This is a genomic window from Rathayibacter sp. AY1C7 (genome assembly GCF_002931865.1).
Lineage (GTDB): Bacteria > Actinomycetota > Actinomycetes > Actinomycetales > Microbacteriaceae > Rathayibacter.
Genome location: NZ_PSWB01000003.1, coordinates 99486 through 120877 on the forward strand (window position 1 = coordinate 99486; position 21392 = coordinate 120877).

Genomic DNA, 21392 nt, shown 5'->3' on the forward strand with positions numbered 1-21392 from the left:
CGCCCCCGACCGAGAGGTGACCGTGACCATCGACATCACGACCCCCGCCACGACCGCCGCCGACGCCGTCCGCCGCGCGCGGACCGCGTTCCCCGCGTGGGCCGCCACCGCGCCCGCCGAGCGCGGCGCCCTGCTCCGTGCCGCCGCCCACCGCGTGGCCGAGCGCGAGCAGGAGCTCGCCGACCTCAACACGCAGGAGACGGGCAAGCCCGCCGGCGACGCGCTGGGCGGCGTGCGCGCCGGTGTCGACACGCTGCTCCAGTACGCCGAGCTCGGCCCGCTGCACCGCGGGAGGAGCCTGCGCGGAGGGGCTCTCAACGTCGATCTGGCCCTGCCGCACCCGCGCGGTGTCGTGCTCGCCCTCACTCCGTGGAACGACCCGGTCGCCGTCGCTGCGGGCCTCCTGGGCGCCGCGATCGTCTCCGGTGACGTCGTCGTGCACAAGCCGAGCGAGCGCAGTCCGGGCACGGGCGCCCTCTTCACGAGCATCCTCGCCGAGGCGCTGCCCGAGGGCGTGCTGACCCTGGTCAAGGGCGACGGGGCGGTCGGCGACGAGCTGGCGCGCACCGAGGGCGTCGACGTCCTCGCCCACGTCGGCTCGACCGCCACCGGCCGCGCGCTCGCCCGGGTCGCCGCCCTCACCGGCACGCACGTGATCCTCGAGAACGGCGGCAACGACGCGCTCGTCGTCGACCGCGACGTCGACCCGGTCTGGGCCGCCGAGCAGGCCGCGCTGGGCGCCTTCGCCAACGCCGGCCAGATCTGCACCTCCGTCGAGCGGATCTACGTGCACCGCGACATCGCCGAGGCGTTCACGGCGGCGCTGGTCGCCGAGGCCGACCGCTGGAGCGCGGGCCCGCTCCCCCGCCTCGTCGACGCCCGCATGCGCGACGCCGTCCACGAGCACGTCACGGAGGCGCTCGGCAGCGGCGCGCGCGCCCTCACCGGCGGCACTCCCGGGGACGGCACCTTCTACCCCGCGACCGTCCTGGCCGACTGCACCGAGTCGATGCTGGTGATGACGGAGGAGACCTTCGGGCCCGTCGCGCCGATCCGCGTCGTCGACTCCTTCGACGAGGGCCTGGACCTGGCCGCCGCGAGCCCCTACGGTCTGGCCGCCTCGATCCTCACCGCCGACATGGAGCACGCCCATCGGGCCGCGGCGACGCTGCCGGTGGGCACCGTCAAGGTCAACGGCGTCTTCGGAGGAGCCCCGGGCGGCAGCGCCCAGCCCCGCGGAGCGTCCGGCTCCGGCTTCGGCTACGGCCCGGAGCTGCTCGACGAGATGACCACGACCACGGTCGTGCACTTCGGCCTGCCCGTTCTGCCGGGAGGCGCGCGATGAGCCTCGAGGGCTCGGCGCTCCAGCGGGCGAGCGCCCTCCTGGCGCACGTCCACGAGCGCCCGCCGGTCGTCGCCGTGATCGGGGACCTCATCCTCGACTCCTGGTGGCTCGGCGAGGCGGAGCGCGTCACGCGGGAGGCGCCCGCGCCGGTCCTGCGGCTCGAGGACGTCGTCGACGTCGCGGGCGGGGCCGCCAACACCGCCGCCAACCTGCGCGCGCTGGGCGCCGTCGTCCGCACGGTCGGCGTGGCCGGACGCGACTCCGAGGGCGACCGGCTCGTGCGCGCCCTCGAGCGGGCCGGCCTGGACACCTCCCGGGTCGTCCGCACCGGCGCTGCGACGACGATCAAGACCCGCGTGGTCGGCGGCGACAGCGTGATGCTGCGCGTCGACTCCGGCCCGCACCACCCGGCCGACGACGAGCTGGCCCTGCTCGCCGGTGCCGCCGCCGAGGCCGCCGCGGGCGCCGACGCCGTCCTGGTCTGCGACTACGGCTCGGGGATCCTCCGCGAGGCCGTCGAGCGCCTGCTCGCCGTCGGGCGCCCCGGCCTCCTCGTGATCGACGCGCACGAGCTCGCCGACTGGGCCTTCGCCCGGCCGGACCTCGTCACCCCGAACGCCAAGGAGGCGGAGCGGCTGCTCGGCGGCTCCCTCGGCCGCGGGACGGAGCGGGCCGCCGCCGTGCGCGACGCGGCGGACGACCTGCGCGCCCGCTCGGGCGCCCGGCACGTCGTGGTCACCCTCGACCGGGACGGCTCCACCGCCCTCGACGCCGACGGCACGGTCAGCCGCACCTTCGCTCAGCCTGCGGAGGAGAAGCAGGCATCCGGCGCCGGCGACACCTTCGCCGCGACCGCCACCCTCGCCCTCGCCGCCGGCCGCTCCCTGGCCACCGCCGTCGATCTGGCGCAGGCCGCCGCCGACGTGGTCGTGCAGCGCCCCGGCACCTCCGTCTGCTCGGGCGACGACCTGCTCGCCTCCCTCGCCGCTCCCGGCGCCGTCGTGCTCGGCGAGGACGCCCTCGTCGAGGTCCTCGCGGAGCAGTCGCACCGCGGTCGCCGCGTGGTGTTCACCAACGGCTGCTTCGACGTCCTGCACCGCGGCCACACCGCCTACCTCCGCCAGGCCCGCGAGCTCGGCGACGTGCTCGTGGTCGCGGTGAACGACGACGACTCCGTCCGGCGGCTGAAGGGCGAGGGACGGCCGATCAACCCGGAGGGCGACCGCGCGGGCGTGATCGCCGAGCTGGGCTGCGTCGACTACGTGACGCTCTTCGGCGGAGACACCCCCATCCCGCTGCTCGAGCGCGTGCAGCCCGACGTCTACGTGAAGGGCGGGGACTACAACCCCGACATGCTCGCGGAGGCGGCCGTCGTCCGCTCCTACGGGGGCGTCGTCACCACGGTCGGCTACGTCTCGGAGCACTCCACGACCGAGATGGTCCAGCGCATCCGATCGACCGCGCCGTGACCAGCCGCCGGTGGTCCGGGCGCTGGGGGGTCCCGGAGGCTCCCCGGCAGCCGCTGATCGACGTGCTGGTGCCGACGGTCGGCCGCCGTGCCGAGCTCGCCGCCACGCTCGCCGGACTCGCCGCCCAGGACGACCCGCCCTTCCGCGTGATCGTGAGCGACCAGTCCGACGACGCGGTCGCCGAGAGCGACCCGACGATCCTCGCGATGCTGCGCGTGCTGGAGGCGCAGGGCCGGGCTCCGGTGGTGCGCCGGCACCTGCCCCGGCGCGGGCTCGCGGAGCAGAGGCACTACCTCCTCTCCCTCGCCACCGCCCCGGCCGTCCTCTTCCTCGACGACGACGTGTGGCTCGAGCCGGGCACGCTCTCGCGGCTGCACGAGGCCCTCGAGCGCCTCGACTGCGGCTTCGTCGGCTCCGCGGTGCAGGGCCTGTCCTACCTCGAGGACGTGCGCCCGCACGAGACCGAGTCGTTCGAGACCTGGGAGGAGCGCGTGGAGCCCGAGCGGGTGCGGCGCGGAACCCCTGAGTTCGAGCGCTGGCCGCTGCACAACGCGGCGAATCTCACGCACGTCGCCGCCCGCCTCGACGTCCCGGAGGGCGCCTGGCGCGCGTACCGGGTCGCCTGGCTGGGCGCGTGCGTCCTCTACCGCCGCGACGCCCTCCTGGCCGTCGGCGGCTTCGACTTCTGGGAGCAGCTGCCCCCGGAGCACAGCGGTGAGGACGTCGCCGCGCAGTGGCGCGTCATGGAGCGCTTCGGCGGCGCGGGCCTCGTGCCCAGCGGCGCCGTGCACCTCGAGACGCCCACGACGGTCACCGACCGGCGCGTCGACGCCTTCGACCGGCTCTTCGCCGAAGAGCACTCGTAACACTCAGCAAGGCGACGAAAGGACAGCACGATGGACGCACCCAACCCGATCCAGATCCAGAAGTACCTCTCGGGCATCGACTACCCCGCCTCGAAGGACACGATCGTCGAGACCGCGGAGAAGGAGGGCGCGGACGGCGACGTCCTCGAGGCCCTCCGTGCGATCCCGGACGGCGACTATGAGAAGCCCACCGACGTGAGCTCGGCCGTCTCGAAGGTCTGACCCCCTCCGCGGGACGCCGCTCCGGTGCACGGCACGCCGTGCCTGCTGTACCGGAGCGGCGTCCCGCGAGCGGCGATCGGCCGGCGCGGAGAGCCGGGGTCAGGCGGAGGCGTGCTCGCGCTCGCGCAGGACGCCGGACTCGAGCGCCTGGAACGACAGCACCTTGTAGCCCTCGGACTCGAAGAAGATCGTCGCCCGGTCGGCCTCCACGCTCATCACGGTGCCGGCGCCCCACTCGCGGTGCTCCACCGACTCGTCGACGTTCAGAGGGGCGTCCACGGGCGCCTCGACGGTCTCGCCGCTCGCCTCGTGCCGCTCGCAGCCGTCGCAGTTGCCGCACCACTCGGCCGACTCCACGCCGAAGTAGTCCAGCAGGACTCGGCGGCGGCACTGGCTGGTCTCCGCGTAGGCGCGCATCATCGACAGGCGCGACTCCGCGATCCGCTCGCGGGAGGCCAGAGCCTCCTTCACCGCGTGCACGGCCTCGTCGCCCGAGGCCTCGCGCGTCGCGCGCAGTCCGGACCCGGTCTCCACCAGCCCCGCGTCCGCGAGATCGTTGACGATCCGGGCGATCGTGCGGGCCGGCTTCCCCAGCTCCTTCGCGAGAGCCGCGGTGTCGAGCCCCGGCTGCTCCGAGACGGCCGCCCAGATCACGCGCAGCGCGGCCTTGTCGACCGAGCGCTTGGCGAAGAAGCGGCGGAGACCCAGGTCCTCGGCGCGGTAGTGCAGCGCGCCCGTCGCCGGCTCGCCGTCGCGGCCCGCGCGGCCGATCTCCTGGTAGTACGCGTCGAGCGACTCGGTGGTCGTCGCGTGCAGCACGAAGCGGACGTCGGCCCGGTCGATGCCCATTCCGAAGGCCGAGGTCGCGACGACGACGTCGAGCTCGCCGGCGCGCCACTGCTCGTGCACGACCTTGCGCTCGGACACCTTGAGTCCGGCGTGGTACGCCGCGACCCGGCGCCCCTCCGCCGCGATGTCGGCCGCGTAGGCCTCCGTCTCCTTGCGGGTGGCGACGTAGACCAGGCCCGGAGCCGTCCAGCTGCGGGCCTCCTCGACCACGGCGGCGCGCTTCTCGTTCTCGCTCTCGTGGCGGTGCACCACCAGCCGGATCTCCGGACGGTCGACGCCATGCACCTGGATCTCGGGGTCGGTCATGCGGAGGCGCTCGATGATCTCGTCGCGCACCGGCCCGGAGGCGGTGGCGGTCATCGCCAGCACCGGCGGATCACCGAGCTCGCCGCGCACATCGGCCAGGCGGAGGTAGTCGGGGCGGAAGTCGTGGCCCCAGGAGGAGACGCAGTGCGCCTCGTCGACGACCAGGAGCGACACCCCCGCGGCCGCCAGACGCGCCACGTTCTCGGGCTTGGCGAGCTGCTCGGGCGCCAGGAGCACGTAGAGCGGGCCGCCCTCGTCGATCCGGTCCCAGGCGCGGGCGACGGCCGCGGCGCCCTGGGAGGAGTTGATCGCGACGGCGGGCGGGGCCGCCGGAGCCGCCTCGATCGCGGCGAGCTGGTCGGCTTGCAGGGCGACGAGCGGGGAGACGACCAGGACGACGCCGCCGCGCTCGGCTCCGGCGATCTGGTAGACCGCGGACTTGCCGCCGCCCGTCGCCAGCACCAGCAGTGTGTCGCGCCCGGAGGCCGCCGACTCGATCGCCTCGCGCTGACCGGGGAGCAGCGACGACCAGCCGAAGTCCTCCCGGGCGATGCGGCTGACAGAGTCGGTGCGGGAGGAGTTCATAGCTCGACGCTACGACCAGACGGCCCCGGAGGCAGTCCGCTTGACAGCGCCGGGGAGCACGGTGAAGGCGCGTCGCCCGGCCTCGCGGCCCGCCTCTGCCCCCTCGTCCCCGCGCTGTCAACGTCCTGCGGAGGGGCCCGTCGCGTGCTGGGCTGGAGCCCCGACGAGAGGAGCCGACATGGCCGACCAGAACGTGAACGAGGACCTTCCCGGATCCGGCGGCGACGCCGCCCCGAACACCGGCGGCGCGCAGACGGTGCTGCCCGGCGAGGACGCGGCCGACGCCTCCGCAGCGGGGGCCGCTCCCGGGGGCACCGCGATCGACCGCGGTGTCACGGACGCCGTGACCGACGGCGACAGCGGAGGGGACACCGTCTCCGGCGACGCCGACCTGCCGGACGAGACCGAGGGCGCGGTCGGCAGCGACCCGGCGAGCACCGACTGACGTCCCGCTCGAGCGCGTCCGGCCCGCGCGGTCCGAGGATCCGCGCGGGCCGGAGGCGCTCGTCCCTCCGCGGAGGAGGGCCCGGGCTCAGCGCCGGACGACCACCGGGTTGAACAGCGTGCCGATGCCTTCGACGTCCACCGCGACGGTGTCCCCGTTCGCGATCGGCCCGACGCCGGCGGGCGTCCCCGTGAGGATCACGTCCCCGGGGAGCAGCGTGAAGATGCGCGAGACGTAGGCCACGAGCTCGGGCACCCCGTGGATCATGTCGCCGGTGCTGCCCGACTGCTGCACGCGCCCGTTGACGCGCGTCTCGATCGCGCTCTCGTTCCAGACGAACTCGGTCTCGATGACCGGGCCGAGCGGGCAGAAGGTGTCGTAGCCCTTCGCCCGCGCCCACTGGCCGTCGGAGCGCTGGAGGTCGCGCGCGGTGACGTCGTTGGCGATGGTGTACCCGAAGACCACGTCCTCGTAGTCCTCCGCGCGGACGTTGCGGGCCACGGCGCCGATCACGATCGCCAGCTCGCCCTCGAACTCCACCTGCTGGCTGTCCTCGGGGAGGACGATCGCCTCGTCCGGGCCGATGACCGACGTGTTCGGCTTGAGGAACACCAGCGGCTCCGCCGGGGCGTCACCGCCCATCTCAGCCGCGTGGTCGGCGTAGTTCTTCCCGATGCCGACGACCTTGGAGCGCGGGATCACCGGCGCGAGGAGCTTCGCCTCCGCGATCGGGATGCGCTCCCCCGTGGTGTCGAACCCGGCGAACATCGGGTCGCCGGCGAGCACGACCAGGTCGTCCTCGTCCACGATCCCGAAGTGGATCGCTCCCCCGTTGTCCCCGTCGCGCTGCGTGGCGAATCGTGCGATCTTCATGCGTCCAGCCTCGTCATCCATCCGTGCGTGTCCTCGCGGCGTCCGTACTGGATGCCGGTCAGCTCCTCGCGGAGCGACATCGTGAGCTCCCCGGCGGGCGCGCCCTCGCGGCCGACGGAGAAGCCCTCGCCCTTGAGCTCGGCGATCGGGGTGATCACGGCGGCGGTCCCGCAGGCGAACACCTCGACCACATCGCCGGAGGCCACTCCGTCGCGCCACTCGTCGATGCTCACGCGGCGCCGCTCGACGCGGTGGCCGCGGTCCTCGGCGAGCTGCAGGACGCTGTCGCGCGTGATGCCCTCGAGGATCGAGTCCGATTCCGGGGTGACCAGCGTGCCGTCCTTCTTCACCAGCACCACGTTCATGCCGCCGAGCTCCTCGATCCACTGCGACTCCTGCGAGTCGAGGAAGAGGACCTGCGCGCAGCCGTGGCTGTAGGCCTCCTGCTGCGGGAGGAGGGAGGAGGCGTAGTTGCCACCCGTCTTCGCCGCTCCCGTGCCGCCCTTGCCCGCCCGGGCGTAGGAGGTGGAGAGCCAGATCGACACGGGGGCGACGCCGCCCGAGAAGTAGGCGCCGGCGGGGCTGGCGATCACGTAGTAGCCGACGTCCTCGGCCGCGCGCACGCCGAGGAACGCCTCCTGCGCGAACATGAACGGGCGCAGGTAGAGGCTGGTCTCCGGCTCCGAGGGGACCCAGTCGCCGTCGACCGCGATCAGCTGCCGCAGCGACTCGACGAAGAGGTCCGTCGGGAGCTCCGGCAGCGCGAGGCGGCGGGCCGAGCGCTGCAGGCGGCGCGCGTTCGCCTCCGGGCGGAAGGTCCAGACGGAGCCGTCCTCGTGGCGGTAGGCCTTCATCCCCTCGAAGATCTCCTGCGCGTAGTGCAGGACGGCGGCGGCGGGGTCGAGCGCGAGCGGGCCGTAGGGCTCGACGCGGGCGCTGTGCCAGCCGTCCGTGCGGGTCCAGCGGAGGCCGACCATGTGGTCGGTGAAGTGCATGCCGAAGCCGGGGTTCGCGAGGATCCGGGCGCGCTCCTCGGCGGAGCGGGGCGCGGGGGCGGCGGTCACCTCGAAGGCGAGGTCGGCGGGGGCGGAGTCGGTGCTCATCGTGGTGGTGTCCTTCTGCGGGGGATCAGCGGAGGCGGGCGACGACGGAGTCGCCGATCGCGGCCGTGGAGCGCGGGGTGCCGTCGCGCGACTCGATGTCGGCGGTCACGGCCGCGGTGACGCGGGCGGCCTCGTCGCTCCGGCCGAGGTGGTCCAGCAGCATCGCGGCCGAGAGGATCGCGGCGGTCGGGTCGGCGAGCTGCCGTCCGGCGATGTCGGGCGCGGATCCGTGGACCGGCTCGAACATGCTGGGGAACGCGCCGTCGGGGTTGATGTTGCCCGAGGCCGCGAGTCCGATGCCGCCGCTGATCGCGCCGGCCAGATCGGTCAGGATGTCGCCGAAGAGGTTGTCGGTGACGATGACGTCGAACCTAGCAGGGTCGGTCACGAGGAAGATCGTGGCGGCGTCCACGTGGAGGTAGTCGACGGCCACGTCCTCGAAGGCGGCCCCCACCTCGTCGACGATCCGCTTCCAGAGCGAGCCGGAGAAGACGAGGACGTTCGTCTTGTGGACGAGCGTCAGCCGGGAGCGGCGCGTGCGGGCGAGCTCGAACGCGTGTCGGACGACGCGCTCGACCCCGTAGGCGGTGTTGACCGACACCTCGTTGGCGACCTCGTGCGGGGTGCCCTGCCGGATCGAGCCGCCGGTGCCGACGTAGGGGCCCTCCGTGCCCTCGCGGACGACCACGAAGTCGACCTCGCCGGGAGCCGCGAGCGGCGAGGCGACGCCCGCGTAGAGACGGGTGGGCCGCAGGTTGACGTAGTGGTCGAGCTCGAAGCGCAGCCGCAGGAGCAGCCCGCGCTCGATGTTCGCGTCCCGGAGGCGCGGGTCGCCCGGTGCTCCGCCGACGGCGCCCAGGAGGATCGCGTCGTGCCCCGCGATCGCCGCGAGGTCCTCGTCGGTGAGGACGTCGCCGGTCTCGAGGTAGCGGGCGGCGCCGAGCGAGAAGGTGGTCGTCTCGAGCACCAGGTCGGAGTCGGCGGTGACGGCGTCGAGGACCTTGACGGCCTCGGCGGTCACCTCGGGCCCGATCCCGTCTCCGGGGATGACGGCGAGCTTCACGGTGCGGGGCATGGCGGTCCTCAGGCGTACGGGGTCGGAGTCCCCCCAGCGTACTCGCGGCCCGCCCGCGCCGCGGTCCGGGGCACGCGCCCCCGTCGGGCTGGCGAGGGCCGTCCGGGAGGCGCTGCGCGTCCCGGGCGGCCTCCCTCGGGAGGAGAGGAGGAGCGTCAGCTCCGGCGGAGGCGCCAGGCGCCGACCGCGGCGGCGGCCAGCACGAGGACGACACCGAGCCAGGCCGACCAGCCGACGCCCGAGTCGAACGCCGCGCTCGCCGACGCGACGAGGCTCGCGGCGGAGTCGGCGGGCAGCTCGCCGGCGACCGAGACGGCGCCGCCGAGGGTCTCCCCGGCCCGCTGCGCCTGCGCGGCGTCGAGGCCCTCGGGCAGCACGACTCCCCCGCGGTACACGGCGGTGAGGACCGTGCCGAGCGTCGCGGTGCCGAGGACCGCGCCGAGCTCGTAGGCGGTCTCGGAGACGGCGGAGGCCGCACCGGCCTTGTCGGCGGGCGCGTTGGCCAGGATCAGCTCGTTCGACACCGTCTCGGCCGCACCGATGCCCAGGCCGAGGAACGCGAAGGCGACGGCGACGGCGAGCGCGGACGCTCCTCCGGGCGCCTCGCTGCCGAGGGCCAGCAGGATGTACCCGACGGCCGAGACCAGCAGTCCGGCCGGGACGACGAGGCGCGGAGCGACGCGGCGCGCGATCGGCACCACGCCGAGCCCGGCCAGGATCATCACGGCGAGGCCCGGCACGAGCACGAGGCCCGCCTCCAGGGGCGAGAGCCCGACCACGAGCTGCAGGTGCTGCGAGAGGAAGAAGAGCCCGCCGACCAGCGCGGTGACGCTGAGGAGGTTGACCACGATCGCCGCACTGAACGAGCCGCGGCGGAAGAGTGAGAGATCGAGCATCGGCGAGGCCCGGCGCTGCTGGCGGCGGACGAACAGAACTCCCGAGACGACGCCCACGACGAGCGCCGCGATGCCGACCGCGTCGATCCCGTGCTCGGCGAAGGACTTCACCGCGTAGACGACCGGCGCCATGGTCGCCAGCGACAGCAGGATGCTGACCACGTCGACCGGGCCGGGCTGCGGGTCGCGCGACTCCGGCACCAGGATCGGCACCAGGACGACCAGCGGGAGCAGCACGGGCACCGCGAGCAGGAACACCGACCCCCAGGGGAAGTGCTCGAGCAGCACGCCGCCGACCAGCGGGCCGATGCCCGAGCCCACGGCGAAGCCGGTCGCCCAGATCGCGATCGCGAGGCGGCGCTGGTCGCGGTCCCGGAAGACGCTGCGCAGGAGCGAGAGCGTCGAGGGCATCAGCATCGCGCCGAAGAAGCCCAGTGCCGCGCGGGCGCCGATGAGCGCCGCGGCGGTGGGAGCGAACGCGGCCACGACCGAGACGGCGGCGAAGCCGACCGCGCCGACCAGCAGGAGGCGCCGCCGCCCGACGCGGTCGCCGAGGCTGCCCATCGCCACCAGCAGGCCCGCGAGCACCAGCGGGTAGGCGTCGACGATCCACAGGAGCTCGGTGCCGGAGGGGCCCAGATCCTCGGCGATCGAGGGGAGCGCGAAGTTCAGCACCGTGTTGTCGACCGAGACCAGCAGCACCGGGAGCATCAGCACCGCGAGCGCCACCCAGGCGCGTCGCCCGACCCGGTCGGCGGCGCCGGCGGTGTCGTGGGTGGAGACGGGAGCGGTGCGCGCGGACACGGGGACGACCTTTCAGAGGAGAACGGAGAGAGTATACCGTCCAGCCGGTACAGTCGCCACTGATCCGCCGTAGGATGGTCGCCGTGCCTCCTGCCCCCGCCCGCGACCGCGTCCTCGACGCGTTCGAGCAGCTCCTCATCGAGCAGGGCGAGCGCGCCGCGACCCTCGACGCCGTCGCCCGCGAGGCCGGAGTCTCCAAGGGCGGGCTGCTCTACCACTTCCCCTCGAAGGACGCCCTCGTCGACGGGCTCCTGCAGCGCCTCGACGCGCGGCGGGAGGCGGACGTCGCGCAGAGCCTCGCCGCTCCCGAGGGCGTGGTCGCCTACCTGCTGCGCACCTCCTTCGCCGCCGACTCGGCCTTCGACCGCACGATCCTCGCCGTGTCGCGCATCGCGCAGGGGCACGACGAGCGCGCCAGCGGGGGCCTCGCGCGGATCCACGACAGCTGGAACGAGGTGGTCGCCGACGCCGTGGGCGACCCGCTCGTCGCCCGGGCGATCGTCCTGATGAGCGACGGGCTCTACTACAACTCCGCCCTGCTCCCCACGGGCTCGCCGTCGCGCGGCGAGGCCGAGGACGTCCTCGCGGTCGTCCAGCGACTCCTCGGGAGCTGAGCGGCGCCGCCCCCGGCGGACCCGCTACAGCTCGACGACCCCGTCGATCAGGGTCACCGTCGCGCCGCCGATCCAGATCGCGCCGTCCGTGCTCTCGACGCGCACGCGCCCGGCTCGGCCCAGCGCCGCCCCCTGGGCGGCCGTGTAGCGCTCGGGCAGCACGCCGCTGCCGATCAGCCACTGGGCGATCCCCGCGTTGAGGCTCCCCGTCACCGGGTCCTCGGACACACCGGCGTCGGGGATGAACGCCCGCACCTCGACCGCGCACTCGCCTCCCGCCGGATGCTCGCCCACGACGCCGACGGGCAGCCCGGCGAGGAGAGCCTGGTCCGGCCGCAGCGCGAGGACCTGCTCCGCCGACGCGAGCCGCACGGCCAGCCAGCCGGGACCGTTGTCGACCCACTCGTGGTCGAGGATCTCCGCGCGCGGGATCCGCAGAGCCGCGGCCACCCGCTCGAGCGTCGCCTCGTCGACCGGTCCGGTCCGCCGGCGGGGCGGGGCGGGGCGGCGAAGGCGATGCCCTCCTCCGTCACCCGCAGTCGGACGAGACCCGCGGCGCACTCCTGCACGAGCTCCCCCGCCGCGCGGGCCGTCCCTCCGGCCGCGAGCCAGGCGTGCGCGCTCCCGAGGGTCGGGTGCCCGGCGAAGGGCAGCTCCCCGCCCGGCGTGAAGATCCGCAGCCGGTAGTCGGCCGCGGGGTCGCTCGGGCGGAGGAGGAAGGTCGTCTCGGACAGGTTCGTCCAGCGCGCGAACTCCGCCATCGCGGCGTCGCCCACGCCGTCGCCGTCGACGACGACCGCCACCGGGTTGCCCCGGAACGGCGCGGCGCCGAAGACGTCGACCTGAGCGAACCGCCGCGTGCTCACTGCTCGGTGATGTCGATCTCCTGCATGAGGTCGGCGTCGATCGCGACGCGGACCTTCTCGAGCAGGCCGTCGGGGGCGGGGGAGTCGATGGTGATCACCGAGAGCGCCTTGCCGCCCGCCTCGGTGCGCGCGATCTGCATGCCCGCGATGTTGACCGCGGCGTCGCCGAACTCGCGGCCGTAGACCGCGACGATCCCGGGGCGGTCGACGTAGCTCATGACGACGAGGTGCTTCGCGAGGGGGACCTCGACGTCGTAGCCGTTGATCGCGACGATCTTCTCGACCTGCTTGGTGCCGGTCAGCGTGCCCGAGACCGAGATCTGCGAGCCGTCCGAGAGCGCGCCGCGCAGCGTGATCACGTTGCGGTACTCGTCCGAGACCGGCTCGGTGATCAGGCGCACCTCGATACCGCGCTGCTCCGCGAGCACCGGCGCGTTGACGTAGGACACCGTCTCCGAGACCACGTTGGTGAACACGCCCTTGAGAGCCGCCAGCTTGAGGACCTTCACGTCGTAGCCGGCCAGCTCGCCGCGCACCTCGACGTCGATGGAGGTGACCGGCGAGTCCGCGAGGCCCGAGAAGACCTGGCCGAGCTTCTCGACCAGCGGGATGCCGGGGCGCACGTACTCGTCGATCACGCCGCCGGCGACGTTCACGGCGTCCGGCACGAGCTCGCCCGAGAGCGCGAGGCGCACCGAGCGGGCGACCGAGACGCCGGCCTTCTCCTGCGCCTCGTCGGTCGAGGCCCCGAGGTGCGGAGTGACGACCACGTTCTCGAGGGCGAGCAGCGGTGATCCGGTCGGCGGCTCCTTGACGAACACGTCGAGTCCGGCGCCGGCGATGGTCTTCGCGACGAGCGCGCGGTGCAGCGCGTCCTCGTCGATGAGGCCGCCGCGGGCCACGTTCACGATGAACGCCGACGGCTTCATCAGCGCCAGCTGATCGTCCGAGATCATGCCCGTCGTCTCGGGGGTCCTCGGCATGTGGATCGTGATGAAGTCGCTCTCGGCCAGCAGCTCCTCCAGGGAGAGGAGCGTGACGCCGAGCTGCTGGGCGCGGGCGCCGGTCACGTAGGGGTCGTAGGCGACGACGTTCACGCCGAAGGCCTGCAGGCGCGCGGTGATCAGCGCGCCGATGCGGCCGAGGCCAATGATGCCGACGGTCTTCTCGTAGAGCTCGACGCCCGTGTACTTCGAGCGCTTCCAGAGGCCCTGCGCGAGCGCGCTGTGGGCGGCGGGGATGTGGCGGGCGAGGCTCAGGATGTGGCCGACGGTGAGCTCGGCGGCCGAGATGATGTTCGAGGTCGGCGCGTTCACGACCATGACGCCCGCGGCGGTCGCGGCGGTGATGTCGACGTTGTCCAGGCCCACACCGGCGCGGGCGATCACCTGGAGCGAGGGGGCCGCGGCGATCGCCTCCGCGTCGACCTGCGTCGCGGAGCGCACCAGGATCGCGTGCGCCGTGGCGAGGGCCTCGAGCAGCGCCGGGCGGTCGGTGCCGTCCACGGAGCGGATCTCGAAGTCGGGACCGAGCGCGTCCACGGTGGCGGGCGAGAGTTCTTCGGCGATCAGGACGACCGGCTTTGTCACGAGAGGCGCTTCCTTCGGAGAGGGGACGGAGCGGGCACCGAGGCGGGGGCGTCGGCAGCCCCCCGTCACTGTAGCGGAGGGGTGCGCGCGCCCCGCGCCGTGTGACGCCGCCGGTCAGCTCAGCGAGACCAGGCTCTCGACGCCGAGGACGAGCTGCACGTCGAGCGAGAGCGCCGCCGAGAGGCAGAGGGCCGCCGCGAGCAGTCCGACGCGCGCCGGGAGTCCCCGGCGGCGCCCGAGCAGGACGGCGGCGACGAAGCAGGCGACCGGCAGCACCAGGCCGAGCAGGAGCACCGCCCAGCCCGTCGGATCCAGGTCGGTGCCGAGGGAGGCCGCGTAGCTGCGCAGGCCGATCAGGTTGCCGACCGCCTCCCAGACGTCCCAGGCGAAGAAGAGCGCGAACACCACGGCGACGAGGACGGAGGCGGCCAGGCGCCGGCCGGGCCGGTCGCGCCGGCCGGTCCCGCCGAGGGTGGCCCGGGTCGAGTCGGTCATCAGGCCCCCTTCAGGAACGGCAGCGGAGCGAGGAGGACGAGTCCGGCGACCAGCCAGAGCACGCGGATGCGCACCCGGGCGTCGCGGGTGGCGAGGAGCGCCACGGCGAACCACACCGGCGGCGCCAGGACCGCCAGCCAGAGCCCGAGCGAGTAGAGGGCGCCGCCGAGCGCATCGCCCGCGAAGCCGGCCGCGGCGACCGGCGACTGCCGCGTCGCCGTGATCGCCCAGGCGATGGCGTACAGGAGGTAGAGGCCGGCCGCGATGCCCGCGGCGATCAGCAGAGCGGACGAGGACGCGGCCTCGTCGTCGGGGTCCTCGTCCTCGGAGTCGTCGTCGTCCGAGCCGTCGTCCGCCGGGCCCGCCCCCGCGACCGCGCGGGGCGTCCGGCGCACGCGCGCCGTCCCCGCGGCGAGCGTCGGGTCCGCGCCCTCGCCCGCCCACTCCAGGGCCTCGTCGTCGGCGTCGTCCTCCGGGCCGGCGTCCGGCCCGCGGTCCACCGGCGGGGTCGCCGCGTCGTCGTCCTCCGGGGAGCGGCCCGGTCCACCATCGATCACCGCAACACCCTAGCCGCGCGCACCTCGCAGGAGGCTCGGAGCCCGCCGCCGCCTCCCCGACACCCGGCGGACACCCCGCGTCCTCCCCCGGGGGCGAGGCTGAGCGGATGGACGACCGCCGCCGCCGCTTCGTCGCCCTCGGCGACTCCTTCACGGAGGGGGTCGGCGACCCGCACCCGCGCCTGCCGAACGGGGTGCGCGGCTGGGCCGACCGCGTCGCCGAGCGCCTGGCGAAGGCCGAGCCGGGCTGGGAGTACGCGAACCTCGCCGTCCGCTCGAAGCGCCTCGCCCAGATCACCGAGGACCAGCTCGCGCCCGCCCTCGCGCTCCGCCCCACCCTGATCACGCTGTACGCCGGCGGCAACGACATCCTCGACCTCGGCACCGACACCGTCGATCTGATCACCCGCTACGAGGCGCTCGTCGACGCGCTCGCGACCACCGGCGCCTCCCTCGTGCTCTTCACCGGCGTCGACATCCCGGGACTGCCCGCCCCGCGGATGTTCCTGCGCCGCAACCACCTCTACAACAGCGCCGTCCGCCGGATCGCCCGCGAGCGGGGCGCGATCCTCGTCGACTACTGGGCGATGCGGGAGTTCCACTCCCCCGTGCTCTGGTCGCCCGACCGGATGCACCTCTCCAAGCGCGGCCACCGCGTCCTGGCCGGCCGCGTGCTCGACACGCTCGGCGTGCCGCACACGATCTCGACCGGGCCCTGGGACGCTCCCGAGCCGCTCCGCCTCCGCGCGCGGCTGCGCGAGCAGCGCCGCTGGGCGGCCGACTGGGTCCTCCCCCTCGTCGGCCGCAAGCTGCGCCGGGTCACGCTCGGCGACCACCTCTCGCCCCGGTGGCCGGACCCCGTCCTCGTCCCGCCGAAGGGCGGTCTCCGCCGTCTCGTCCGCGAGCTCGAGCGGTAGTCGCGCCCCGGACGCGGAGGAGCCCCGGCCCGGCGAGGCGATCCCGGTGGACGGGTCCCTCGTCGGGCCGGGGCTCCCCCGGTCGACGCGGTGCGACTAGCGCGCGACGCTGCCGTCGGTGTAGTCCTCGTCGGTCTGCTTCCAGGCGAAGAGCTTGCGCAGCTCGCGGCCGGTCTCCTCGATCGGGTGCTTCTCGCCCTTGGCGCGCAGCTCCTGGAACTCGGGTCCGCCCGCGTCCTGGTCGCCGATGAAGCGCTTCGCGAAGGCGCCGCTCTGGATGTCGCCGAGGACGGCCTTCATGTTCTCCTTCACGCGCGGGTCGATGACGCGCGGGCCGGAGACGTAGTCGCCGTACTCGGCGGTGTCGGAGACGCTCCAGCGCTGCTTGGCGATGCCGCCCTCCCACATGAGGTCGACGATGAGCTTGAGCTCGTGCAGCACCTCGAAGTAGGCGATCTCGGGCTGGTAGCCGGCCTCGACGAGGGTCTCGAAGCCGTACTGGACGAGCTGCGAGGTGCCGCCGCAGAGCACGGCCTGCTCGCCGAACAGGTCGGTCTCGGTCTCCTCGGTGAAGGTGGTCTTGATGACGCCGGCGCGGGTGCCGCCGATGGCCTTCGCGTAGGACTTCGCGGTCTCCCAGGCGGTGCCGGTCGCGTCGTTCTCGACGGCGATGATGTCCGGGATGCCGCGGCCGGCGACGAACTCGCGGCGCACGGTGTGGCCGGGGGCCTTCGGCGCGATGAGGATGACGTCGACGCCCGCGGGCGCCTCGATGTAGCCGAAGCGGATGTTGAAGCCGTGCGCGAAGGCGAGGGTCTTGCCCTCGGTCAGCGCGGAGGCGATCTGCTCGCTGTAGATCGCGCGCTGGTGCTGGTCCGGCGCGAGGATCATGATCAGGTCGGCCCAGGCCGCGGCGTCGGCGACGCTCTTGACCTCGAAGCCGTCGTCCTCGGCCTTGGCGGTCGACTTCGACCCCTCCTTCAGCGCGATGACGACCTGGACGCCGGAGTCGCGGAGGTTCTGCGCGTGCGCGTGGCCCTGCGAGCCGTAGCCGACGATCGCGACCTTCTTGGACTGGATGATGGAGAGGTCGGCGTCGGCGTCGTAGATGAGCTCGGTCACGTGGTGAGTCCTTTTCTGTAGTGGAGAGTTCGCGGTCAGTTCTTGAAGACGCGCTCGGTGATCGACTTGGAGCCGCGCCCGATGGCGAGCAGGCCCGACTGCGCGATCTCCTTGATGCCGTAGGGCTCGATCACCCGCAGGAACGCGTTGGTCTTGCCGGTGTCGCCGGTGACCTCGATCACCAGGGCGTCCGTTGCGACGTCGACCACGCGGGCGCGGAAGAGCGTGACGGCCTCGAGCACCTGCGAGCGCGTGACGTTGTCGACGCGGACCTTGACGAGCAGGTGCTCGCGCTGGACCGACTGGTCGGTGTCGAGCTCGACGATCTTGATCACGTTGACGAGCTTGTTGAGCTGCTTCGTGACCTGCTCGAGCGGCAGGTCCTCGACGTCCACGGCGACCGTGATGCGCGAGAGCCCGGCCAGCTCGGTCGGACCGACCGCCAGCGACTCGATGTTGAAGCCGCGGCGGGCGAACAGCCCGGCGACACGGGTGAGCAGTCCCGGCTTGTCCTCGACGAGCAGGGAGAGAACGTGGTGCGTCATGCGGGTCTACTCCTCGTCTTCCCAGGTCGGGCTGTGGTCTCGGGCGTACTGGACGTAGCTGTTGGAGACGCCCTGCGGGACCATCGGCCAGACCATGGAGTCGCGGCTGACGACGAAGTCGATCACCACGGGCCGGTCGTTGGTGGCGATGGCGAGGCGGATGGCGTCGTCGATCTCCTCCGGCTTCGTGACGCGGATGCCGAGCGCGCCGTAGGCGTCGGCGAGCTTCACGAAGTCGGGCACCCGGACGGTGTCGTGCCCCGTGTTGAGGTCGGTGTTGGAGTAGCGGCCCTCGTAGAACAGTGTCTGCCACTGGCGCACCATGCCGAGCGAGGAGTTGTTGATCACCGCGACCTTGATCGGGATGTCGTTGATCGTGCAGGTGGCGAGCTCCTGATTGGTCATCTGGAAGCAGCCGTCGCCGTCGATCGCCCACACGGTGCGCTCGGGCTCGCCGACCTTGGCGCCCATCGCCGCGGGCACGGAGTAGCCCATGGTGCCGGCGCCGCCGGAGTTCAGCCACGAGTTGGGGCGCTCGTACTTGATGAACTGCGCCGCCCACATCTGGTGCTGGCCGACGCCGGAGGCGAAGACGCCCTCGGGGCCGGTGATCTCGCCGATGCGCTTGATGACGTACTGCGGCGAGAGCAGGCCGTCGTTCGGCTCGGTGTAGCCGAGCGGGAACTCCGTCTGCAGGCCCTTGAGGTAGCTCCACCACTCGGAGGTGTCGGCGCGGCCGTCGGCGGAGGCCTTGGCGAACGCGTCGGTGAGGTCCGGGAGGACGTCCTTCAGGTCGCCCACGATCGGCACGTCGGCGGTGCGGATCTTGGAGATCTCGGCCGGGTCGATGTCGACGTGCACGACCTTGGCGTGAGGCGCGAAGAGCGCCGCCTTGCCGGTCACGCGGTCGTCGAAGCGCGAGCCCAGCGCGAGGATCAGGTCCGCCTCCTGCAGCGCGAGCACCGCCGGGACGGTGCCGTGCATCCCGGGCATGCCCAGGTGCTGCTCGTGCGAGTCCGGGAACGCTCCGCGAGCCATCAGCGTGGTCACCACGGGGGCGCCGCAGGCCTCGGCGAACGCCTTCAGCTCGGCGGCCGCGCGGGCGCGGATGATGCCGCCGCCCACGTAGAGCACCGGCTTCCGCGACTCGACCAGCAGCTGGGCCGCGGCCTGGATCTGCTTGCCGTGGGCCTTCGTGACCGGACGGTAGCCGGGCAGGTCGATCTTCGGCGGCCAGAGGAACGGCGCCTGGTCCTGCTGCGCGTCCTTCGTGATGTCGACCAGCACGGGGCCGGGGCGGCCGGTGGTGGCGATCAGCGCGGCGGAGGCGAGGGCCGAGGGGATGTCCTCGGGACGCGTCACGAGGATGGAGTGCTTCGTGATCGGCATCGTGATGCCGACGATGTCCGCCTCCTGGAACGCGTCGGTCCCCATGAGCGTCGAGAACACCTGGCCGGTGATCGCGAGCATCGGGACCGAGTCCATGTAGGCGTCCGCGATCGCGGTGACCAGGTTGGTCGCTCCGGGGCCCGAGGTCGCGATGCAGACGCCGAGCCTGCCGGTCGCCGAGGCGTAGCCCTCGGCGGCGTGGCCGGCGCCCTGCTCGTGGCGGACCAGGATGTGCCGGATCTTCGAGGAGTCCATCAGCGGGTCGTAGACCGGGAGGATCGCGCCGCCGGGCAGGCCGAAGACGTCCTCGATCCCGAGCATCTCGAGCGAGCGGACGACCGCCTGCGCTCCGGTGAGGATCTCGGCCGCGGGGGCGGCCCCGGGAGCGTGGGCGGGTCGGGGTGGCTGGGGCGTCGGTGCGGGCTGCACGGCGGACGGATCCGGAGTCATGCGGGTGTCGATTCCTTCAGGAGGTGGTGCGGCGGCGGGCAGAGCCGGAGGCGAGTGCCCGGGAACGCGAGTGCGCGGCCGGCCGGAGCGGGCCGGGTCACCCGGTGACGGCACCCTCGGCTGCCGAGCGGACGAGCTTGGCGTACTTGGCGAGGACACCGCGGGTGTAGCGCGGAGGGAGAGGGGCCCAGCCTTCTCGGCGGGCGGCGAGCTCGGACTCGTCGACGAGTAGGTCGATCGAGCGAGCGGCGATGTCGACCCGAATCGGGTCTCCGTCGCGAACGAATGCGATGGGACCTGCGTCCACCGATTCGGGAGCTATGTGGCCGATGCACAGGCCGGTTGTGCCGCCTGAGAATCGTCCGTCCGTCAACAGTAGTACATCTTTTCCGAGCCCGGCCCCCTTGATGGCGGCGGTGATGGCGAGCATCTCGCGCATGCCGGGACCGCCCTTGGGACCCTCGTAGCGGATGACCACCACGTCGCCCTTCTCGATCCGGCCCTCGGTCAGAGCGTCCATCGCGGCGCGCTCGCGCTCGAACACGCGGGCCGGACCCTCGAAGACGGAGGCGTCGAAGCCGGCGGTCTTGACGACCGCGCCCTCGGGGGCGAGCGAGCCCTTGAGGATGGTGAGCCCTCCGGTCGCGTGGATCGGGTTGTCGAGGGTGCGGATGACCTCGCCGTCCAGCGGTGCGATGTCCATCGCGGCGAGGTTCTCGGCGACCGTCCTCCCGGTGACCGTCAGGCAGTCGCCGTGGAGCAGCCCGGCGTCCAGGAGCGCCTTCATCACGGCCGGGACGCCGCCGTGGCGGTCGACGTCGTTCATGACGTACTTACCGAAGGGCTTGAGGTCGCCGATGTGCGGGATCGTGTCGCCGATGCGGTTGAAGTCGTCGATCGTGAGGTCGACCTCGGCCTCGTTGGCGATCGCGAGCAGGTGCAGGATGACGTTGGTCGACCCGCCGAAGGCCATCGCCACCGCGATCGCGTTCTCGAACGCCTTCTTGGTGAGGATGTCGCGGGCCGTGGTGCCGTTGCGCAGCAGCTCGACGACGGCCTCGCCGGACTTGCGGGCGAAGTAGTCGCGGCGGCGGTCGGCGGCGGCGGGCGAGGCGGAGCCGGGCAGGCTCATGCCGAGCGCCTCGGCCACGCTGGCCATGGTGTTGGCGGTGTACATGCCGCCGCAGGATCCCTCGCCCGGGGCGAAGGCGCACTCGATGCGCTTGGCGTCCTCCTCGGACATGATCCCGGCCTTGACGCCGCCGACGGCCTCGAAGGAGTCGATGATCGTGATGTCCTTCTCGGTGCCGTCCGAGAGCTTGACCCAGCCCGGGGCGATCGAGCCGGCGTAGACGAACACGGCGGCGAGGTCGAGGCGGGCCGCGGCCATCAGCATGCCGGGCAGCGACTTGTCGCAGCCGGCCAGCATGACGGTGCCGTCCAGGCGCTCGGCCATCATCACGGTCTCGACGGAGTCGGCGATGACCTCGCGGGAGACGAGCGAGAAGTGCATGCCCTCGTGGCCCATCGAGATGCCGTCCGAGACGGAGATGGTGCCGAACTGGAGCGGGTAGCCGCCGCCGGAGTGCACGCCCTCCTTCGCGGAGCGCGCGAGGCGCTCGAGCGAGAGGTTGCAGGGGGTGATCTCGTTCCACGAGGACGCGATGCCGATCTGGGGCTTCTCCCAGTCGTCATCGCCCATCCCGACCGCCCGCAGCATCCCGCGCGACGTCGTGGCCTCGATGCCGTCCGTGACGGTGCGCGAGCGGGGCTTCCAATCGATTTCCGGCATGCGATGAGGCTACCGCCTCGCGCGCGGTGCCCCTGCTCGCCGGGCGGACCCGGACCGGCCCGCGCACCCGTTCCTGCCCCGGCCTCCGGCAGCGGCACCGGATGCGGACGTCCTCGCGGATCTCCGACTCGTCGCGAACGGCCGCTCCCCGCGTCGGCGGACGGCCGTCCTCGGCGAGTCGGCGATCCGGGACCCGCTGGCGCTGACCGCCGGAAGGG

General features: G+C 73.2%; 20 protein-coding genes and 1 pseudogene. 7 read left to right on the forward strand and 14 right to left on the reverse strand.

Annotated features, from left to right (window positions below; genetic code table 11):
- Positions 1-22 precede the first annotated feature (22 nt).
- Genes C5C69_RS02465 through C5C69_RS02480 form a run of 4 tightly spaced genes read left to right on the forward strand, consistent with a single transcriptional unit; the run spans position 23 to position 3902 of the window.
- Complete coding sequence (locus tag C5C69_RS02465; protein WP_258065158.1) at positions 23-1345, forward strand: aldehyde dehydrogenase; 1323 nt, start codon at positions 23-25, stop codon at positions 1343-1345.
- Positions 1342-2814, forward strand: coding sequence for a D-glycero-beta-D-manno-heptose 1-phosphate adenylyltransferase (gene rfaE2, locus C5C69_RS02470; protein ID WP_104257251.1), 1473 nt, complete (start codon positions 1342-1344; stop codon positions 2812-2814). Before C5C69_RS02465 ends, rfaE2 begins: the two co-directional genes overlap by 4 nt.
- The gene (locus tag C5C69_RS02475; RefSeq protein ID WP_219812158.1) at positions 2811-3680 is read left to right on the forward strand and encodes a glycosyltransferase family A protein; all 870 of its coding nucleotides are present in this window, start codon (positions 2811-2813) and stop codon (positions 3678-3680) included. The genes rfaE2 and C5C69_RS02475 overlap by 4 nt, the downstream gene beginning before the upstream one ends.
- Before the next feature lie 30 nt (positions 3681-3710).
- The gene (locus C5C69_RS02480) at positions 3711-3902 is read left to right on the forward strand and encodes a DUF2795 domain-containing protein (protein ID WP_104223528.1); all 192 of its coding nucleotides are present in this window, start codon (positions 3711-3713) and stop codon (positions 3900-3902) included.
- A gap of 99 nt (positions 3903-4001) precedes the next feature.
- Here the strand turns inward: C5C69_RS02480 and C5C69_RS02485 are convergent, their stop codons facing one another.
- Entirely contained in the window at positions 4002-5642 is a 1641-nt protein-coding gene (locus tag C5C69_RS02485; RefSeq protein WP_104233225.1) for a RecQ family ATP-dependent DNA helicase, read from the reverse strand.
- 178 nt (positions 5643-5820) lie between these two features.
- Here C5C69_RS02485 and C5C69_RS02490 point away from each other — a divergent pair, with 178 nt between their 5' ends.
- The gene (locus C5C69_RS02490; RefSeq protein WP_104233224.1) at positions 5821-6087 is read left to right on the forward strand and encodes a hypothetical protein; all 267 of its coding nucleotides are present in this window, start codon (positions 5821-5823) and stop codon (positions 6085-6087) included.
- A gap of 87 nt (positions 6088-6174) precedes the next feature.
- Here C5C69_RS02490 and C5C69_RS02495 read toward each other — a convergent pair whose 3' ends face one another.
- From C5C69_RS02495 to C5C69_RS02510, 4 genes are all read right to left on the reverse strand, one after another.
- The gene (locus tag C5C69_RS02495; RefSeq protein ID WP_104233223.1) at positions 6175-6960 is read right to left on the reverse strand and encodes a fumarylacetoacetate hydrolase family protein; all 786 of its coding nucleotides are present in this window, start codon (positions 6958-6960) and stop codon (positions 6175-6177) included.
- Positions 6957-8063 carry a branched-chain amino acid aminotransferase gene (locus C5C69_RS02500; RefSeq protein ID WP_104226252.1) on the reverse strand — a complete coding sequence of 369 codons (1107 nt, stop codon included), beginning with the start codon at positions 8061-8063 and terminating at the stop codon, positions 6957-6959. Before C5C69_RS02500 ends, C5C69_RS02495 begins: the two co-directional genes overlap by 4 nt.
- Positions 8064-8088: 25 nt before the next feature.
- Entirely contained in the window at positions 8089-9138 is a 1050-nt protein-coding gene (locus tag C5C69_RS02505) for a 3-isopropylmalate dehydrogenase (RefSeq protein ID WP_104257252.1), read from the reverse strand.
- A 155-nt stretch (positions 9139-9293) separates the two neighbouring features.
- On the reverse strand, positions 9294-10838 hold the full coding sequence (locus C5C69_RS02510) for an MFS transporter (RefSeq protein WP_258065159.1): 1545 nt from the start codon (positions 10836-10838) through the stop codon (positions 9294-9296).
- A 74-nt stretch (positions 10839-10912) separates the two neighbouring features.
- Here C5C69_RS02510 and C5C69_RS02515 point away from each other — a divergent pair, with 74 nt between their 5' ends.
- Complete coding sequence (locus C5C69_RS02515) at positions 10913-11452, forward strand: TetR/AcrR family transcriptional regulator (RefSeq protein ID WP_104239274.1); 540 nt, start codon at positions 10913-10915, stop codon at positions 11450-11452.
- 24 nt (positions 11453-11476) lie between these two features.
- Here C5C69_RS02515 and C5C69_RS17365 read toward each other — a convergent pair whose 3' ends face one another.
- The 5 genes and pseudogenes from C5C69_RS17365 to C5C69_RS02535 form a co-directional block, all read right to left on the reverse strand.
- Positions 11477-11902 carry a PhzF family phenazine biosynthesis protein gene (locus tag C5C69_RS17365; RefSeq protein ID WP_308558026.1) on the reverse strand — a complete coding sequence of 142 codons (426 nt, stop codon included), beginning with the start codon at positions 11900-11902 and terminating at the stop codon, positions 11477-11479.
- Positions 11903-12033: 131 nt separating this feature from the next.
- A pseudogene (locus tag C5C69_RS17370) lies at positions 12034-12318 on the reverse strand (PhzF family phenazine biosynthesis isomerase); the annotation flags it as partial.
- A complete protein-coding gene (serA, locus tag C5C69_RS02525) occupies positions 12315-13907 on the reverse strand; it encodes a phosphoglycerate dehydrogenase (RefSeq protein WP_104233219.1) in 1593 nt (530 codons plus the stop codon). The pseudogene C5C69_RS17370 and the gene serA, both read right to left, overlap by 4 nt.
- A 114-nt stretch (positions 13908-14021) precedes the next feature.
- Positions 14022-14402 (reverse strand): hypothetical protein, encoded by a 381-nt coding sequence (locus tag C5C69_RS02530; protein WP_104223536.1) that lies wholly within the window; start codon positions 14400-14402, stop codon positions 14022-14024.
- Entirely contained in the window at positions 14402-14959 is a 558-nt protein-coding gene (locus C5C69_RS02535) for a hypothetical protein (protein ID WP_104257253.1), read from the reverse strand. Before C5C69_RS02535 ends, C5C69_RS02530 begins: the two co-directional genes overlap by 1 nt.
- 107 nt (positions 14960-15066) lie before the next feature.
- Here C5C69_RS02535 and C5C69_RS02540 point away from each other — a divergent pair, with 107 nt between their 5' ends.
- Positions 15067-15876 carry an SGNH/GDSL hydrolase family protein gene (locus C5C69_RS02540; RefSeq protein ID WP_104223538.1) on the forward strand — a complete coding sequence of 270 codons (810 nt, stop codon included), beginning with the start codon at positions 15067-15069 and terminating at the stop codon, positions 15874-15876.
- Positions 15877-15972: 96 nt separating this feature from the next.
- Here the strand turns inward: C5C69_RS02540 and ilvC are convergent, their stop codons facing one another.
- From ilvC to ilvD, 4 genes are all read right to left on the reverse strand, one after another.
- A complete protein-coding gene (ilvC, locus tag C5C69_RS02545) occupies positions 15973-16998 on the reverse strand; it encodes a ketol-acid reductoisomerase (protein WP_104223539.1) in 1026 nt (341 codons plus the stop codon).
- A 35-nt stretch (positions 16999-17033) separates the two neighbouring features.
- Positions 17034-17543, reverse strand: coding sequence for an acetolactate synthase small subunit (gene ilvN, locus C5C69_RS02550; RefSeq protein WP_104223540.1), 510 nt, complete (start codon positions 17541-17543; stop codon positions 17034-17036).
- Between the two features lie 6 nt (positions 17544-17549).
- The gene (locus C5C69_RS02555) at positions 17550-19382 is read right to left on the reverse strand and encodes an acetolactate synthase large subunit (RefSeq protein ID WP_104257254.1); all 1833 of its coding nucleotides are present in this window, start codon (positions 19380-19382) and stop codon (positions 17550-17552) included.
- 97 nt (positions 19383-19479) lie between these two features.
- On the reverse strand, positions 19480-21174 hold the full coding sequence (gene ilvD / locus C5C69_RS02560; RefSeq protein ID WP_104250142.1) for a dihydroxy-acid dehydratase: 1695 nt from the start codon (positions 21172-21174) through the stop codon (positions 19480-19482).
- Positions 21175-21392: the final 218 nt, after the last annotated feature.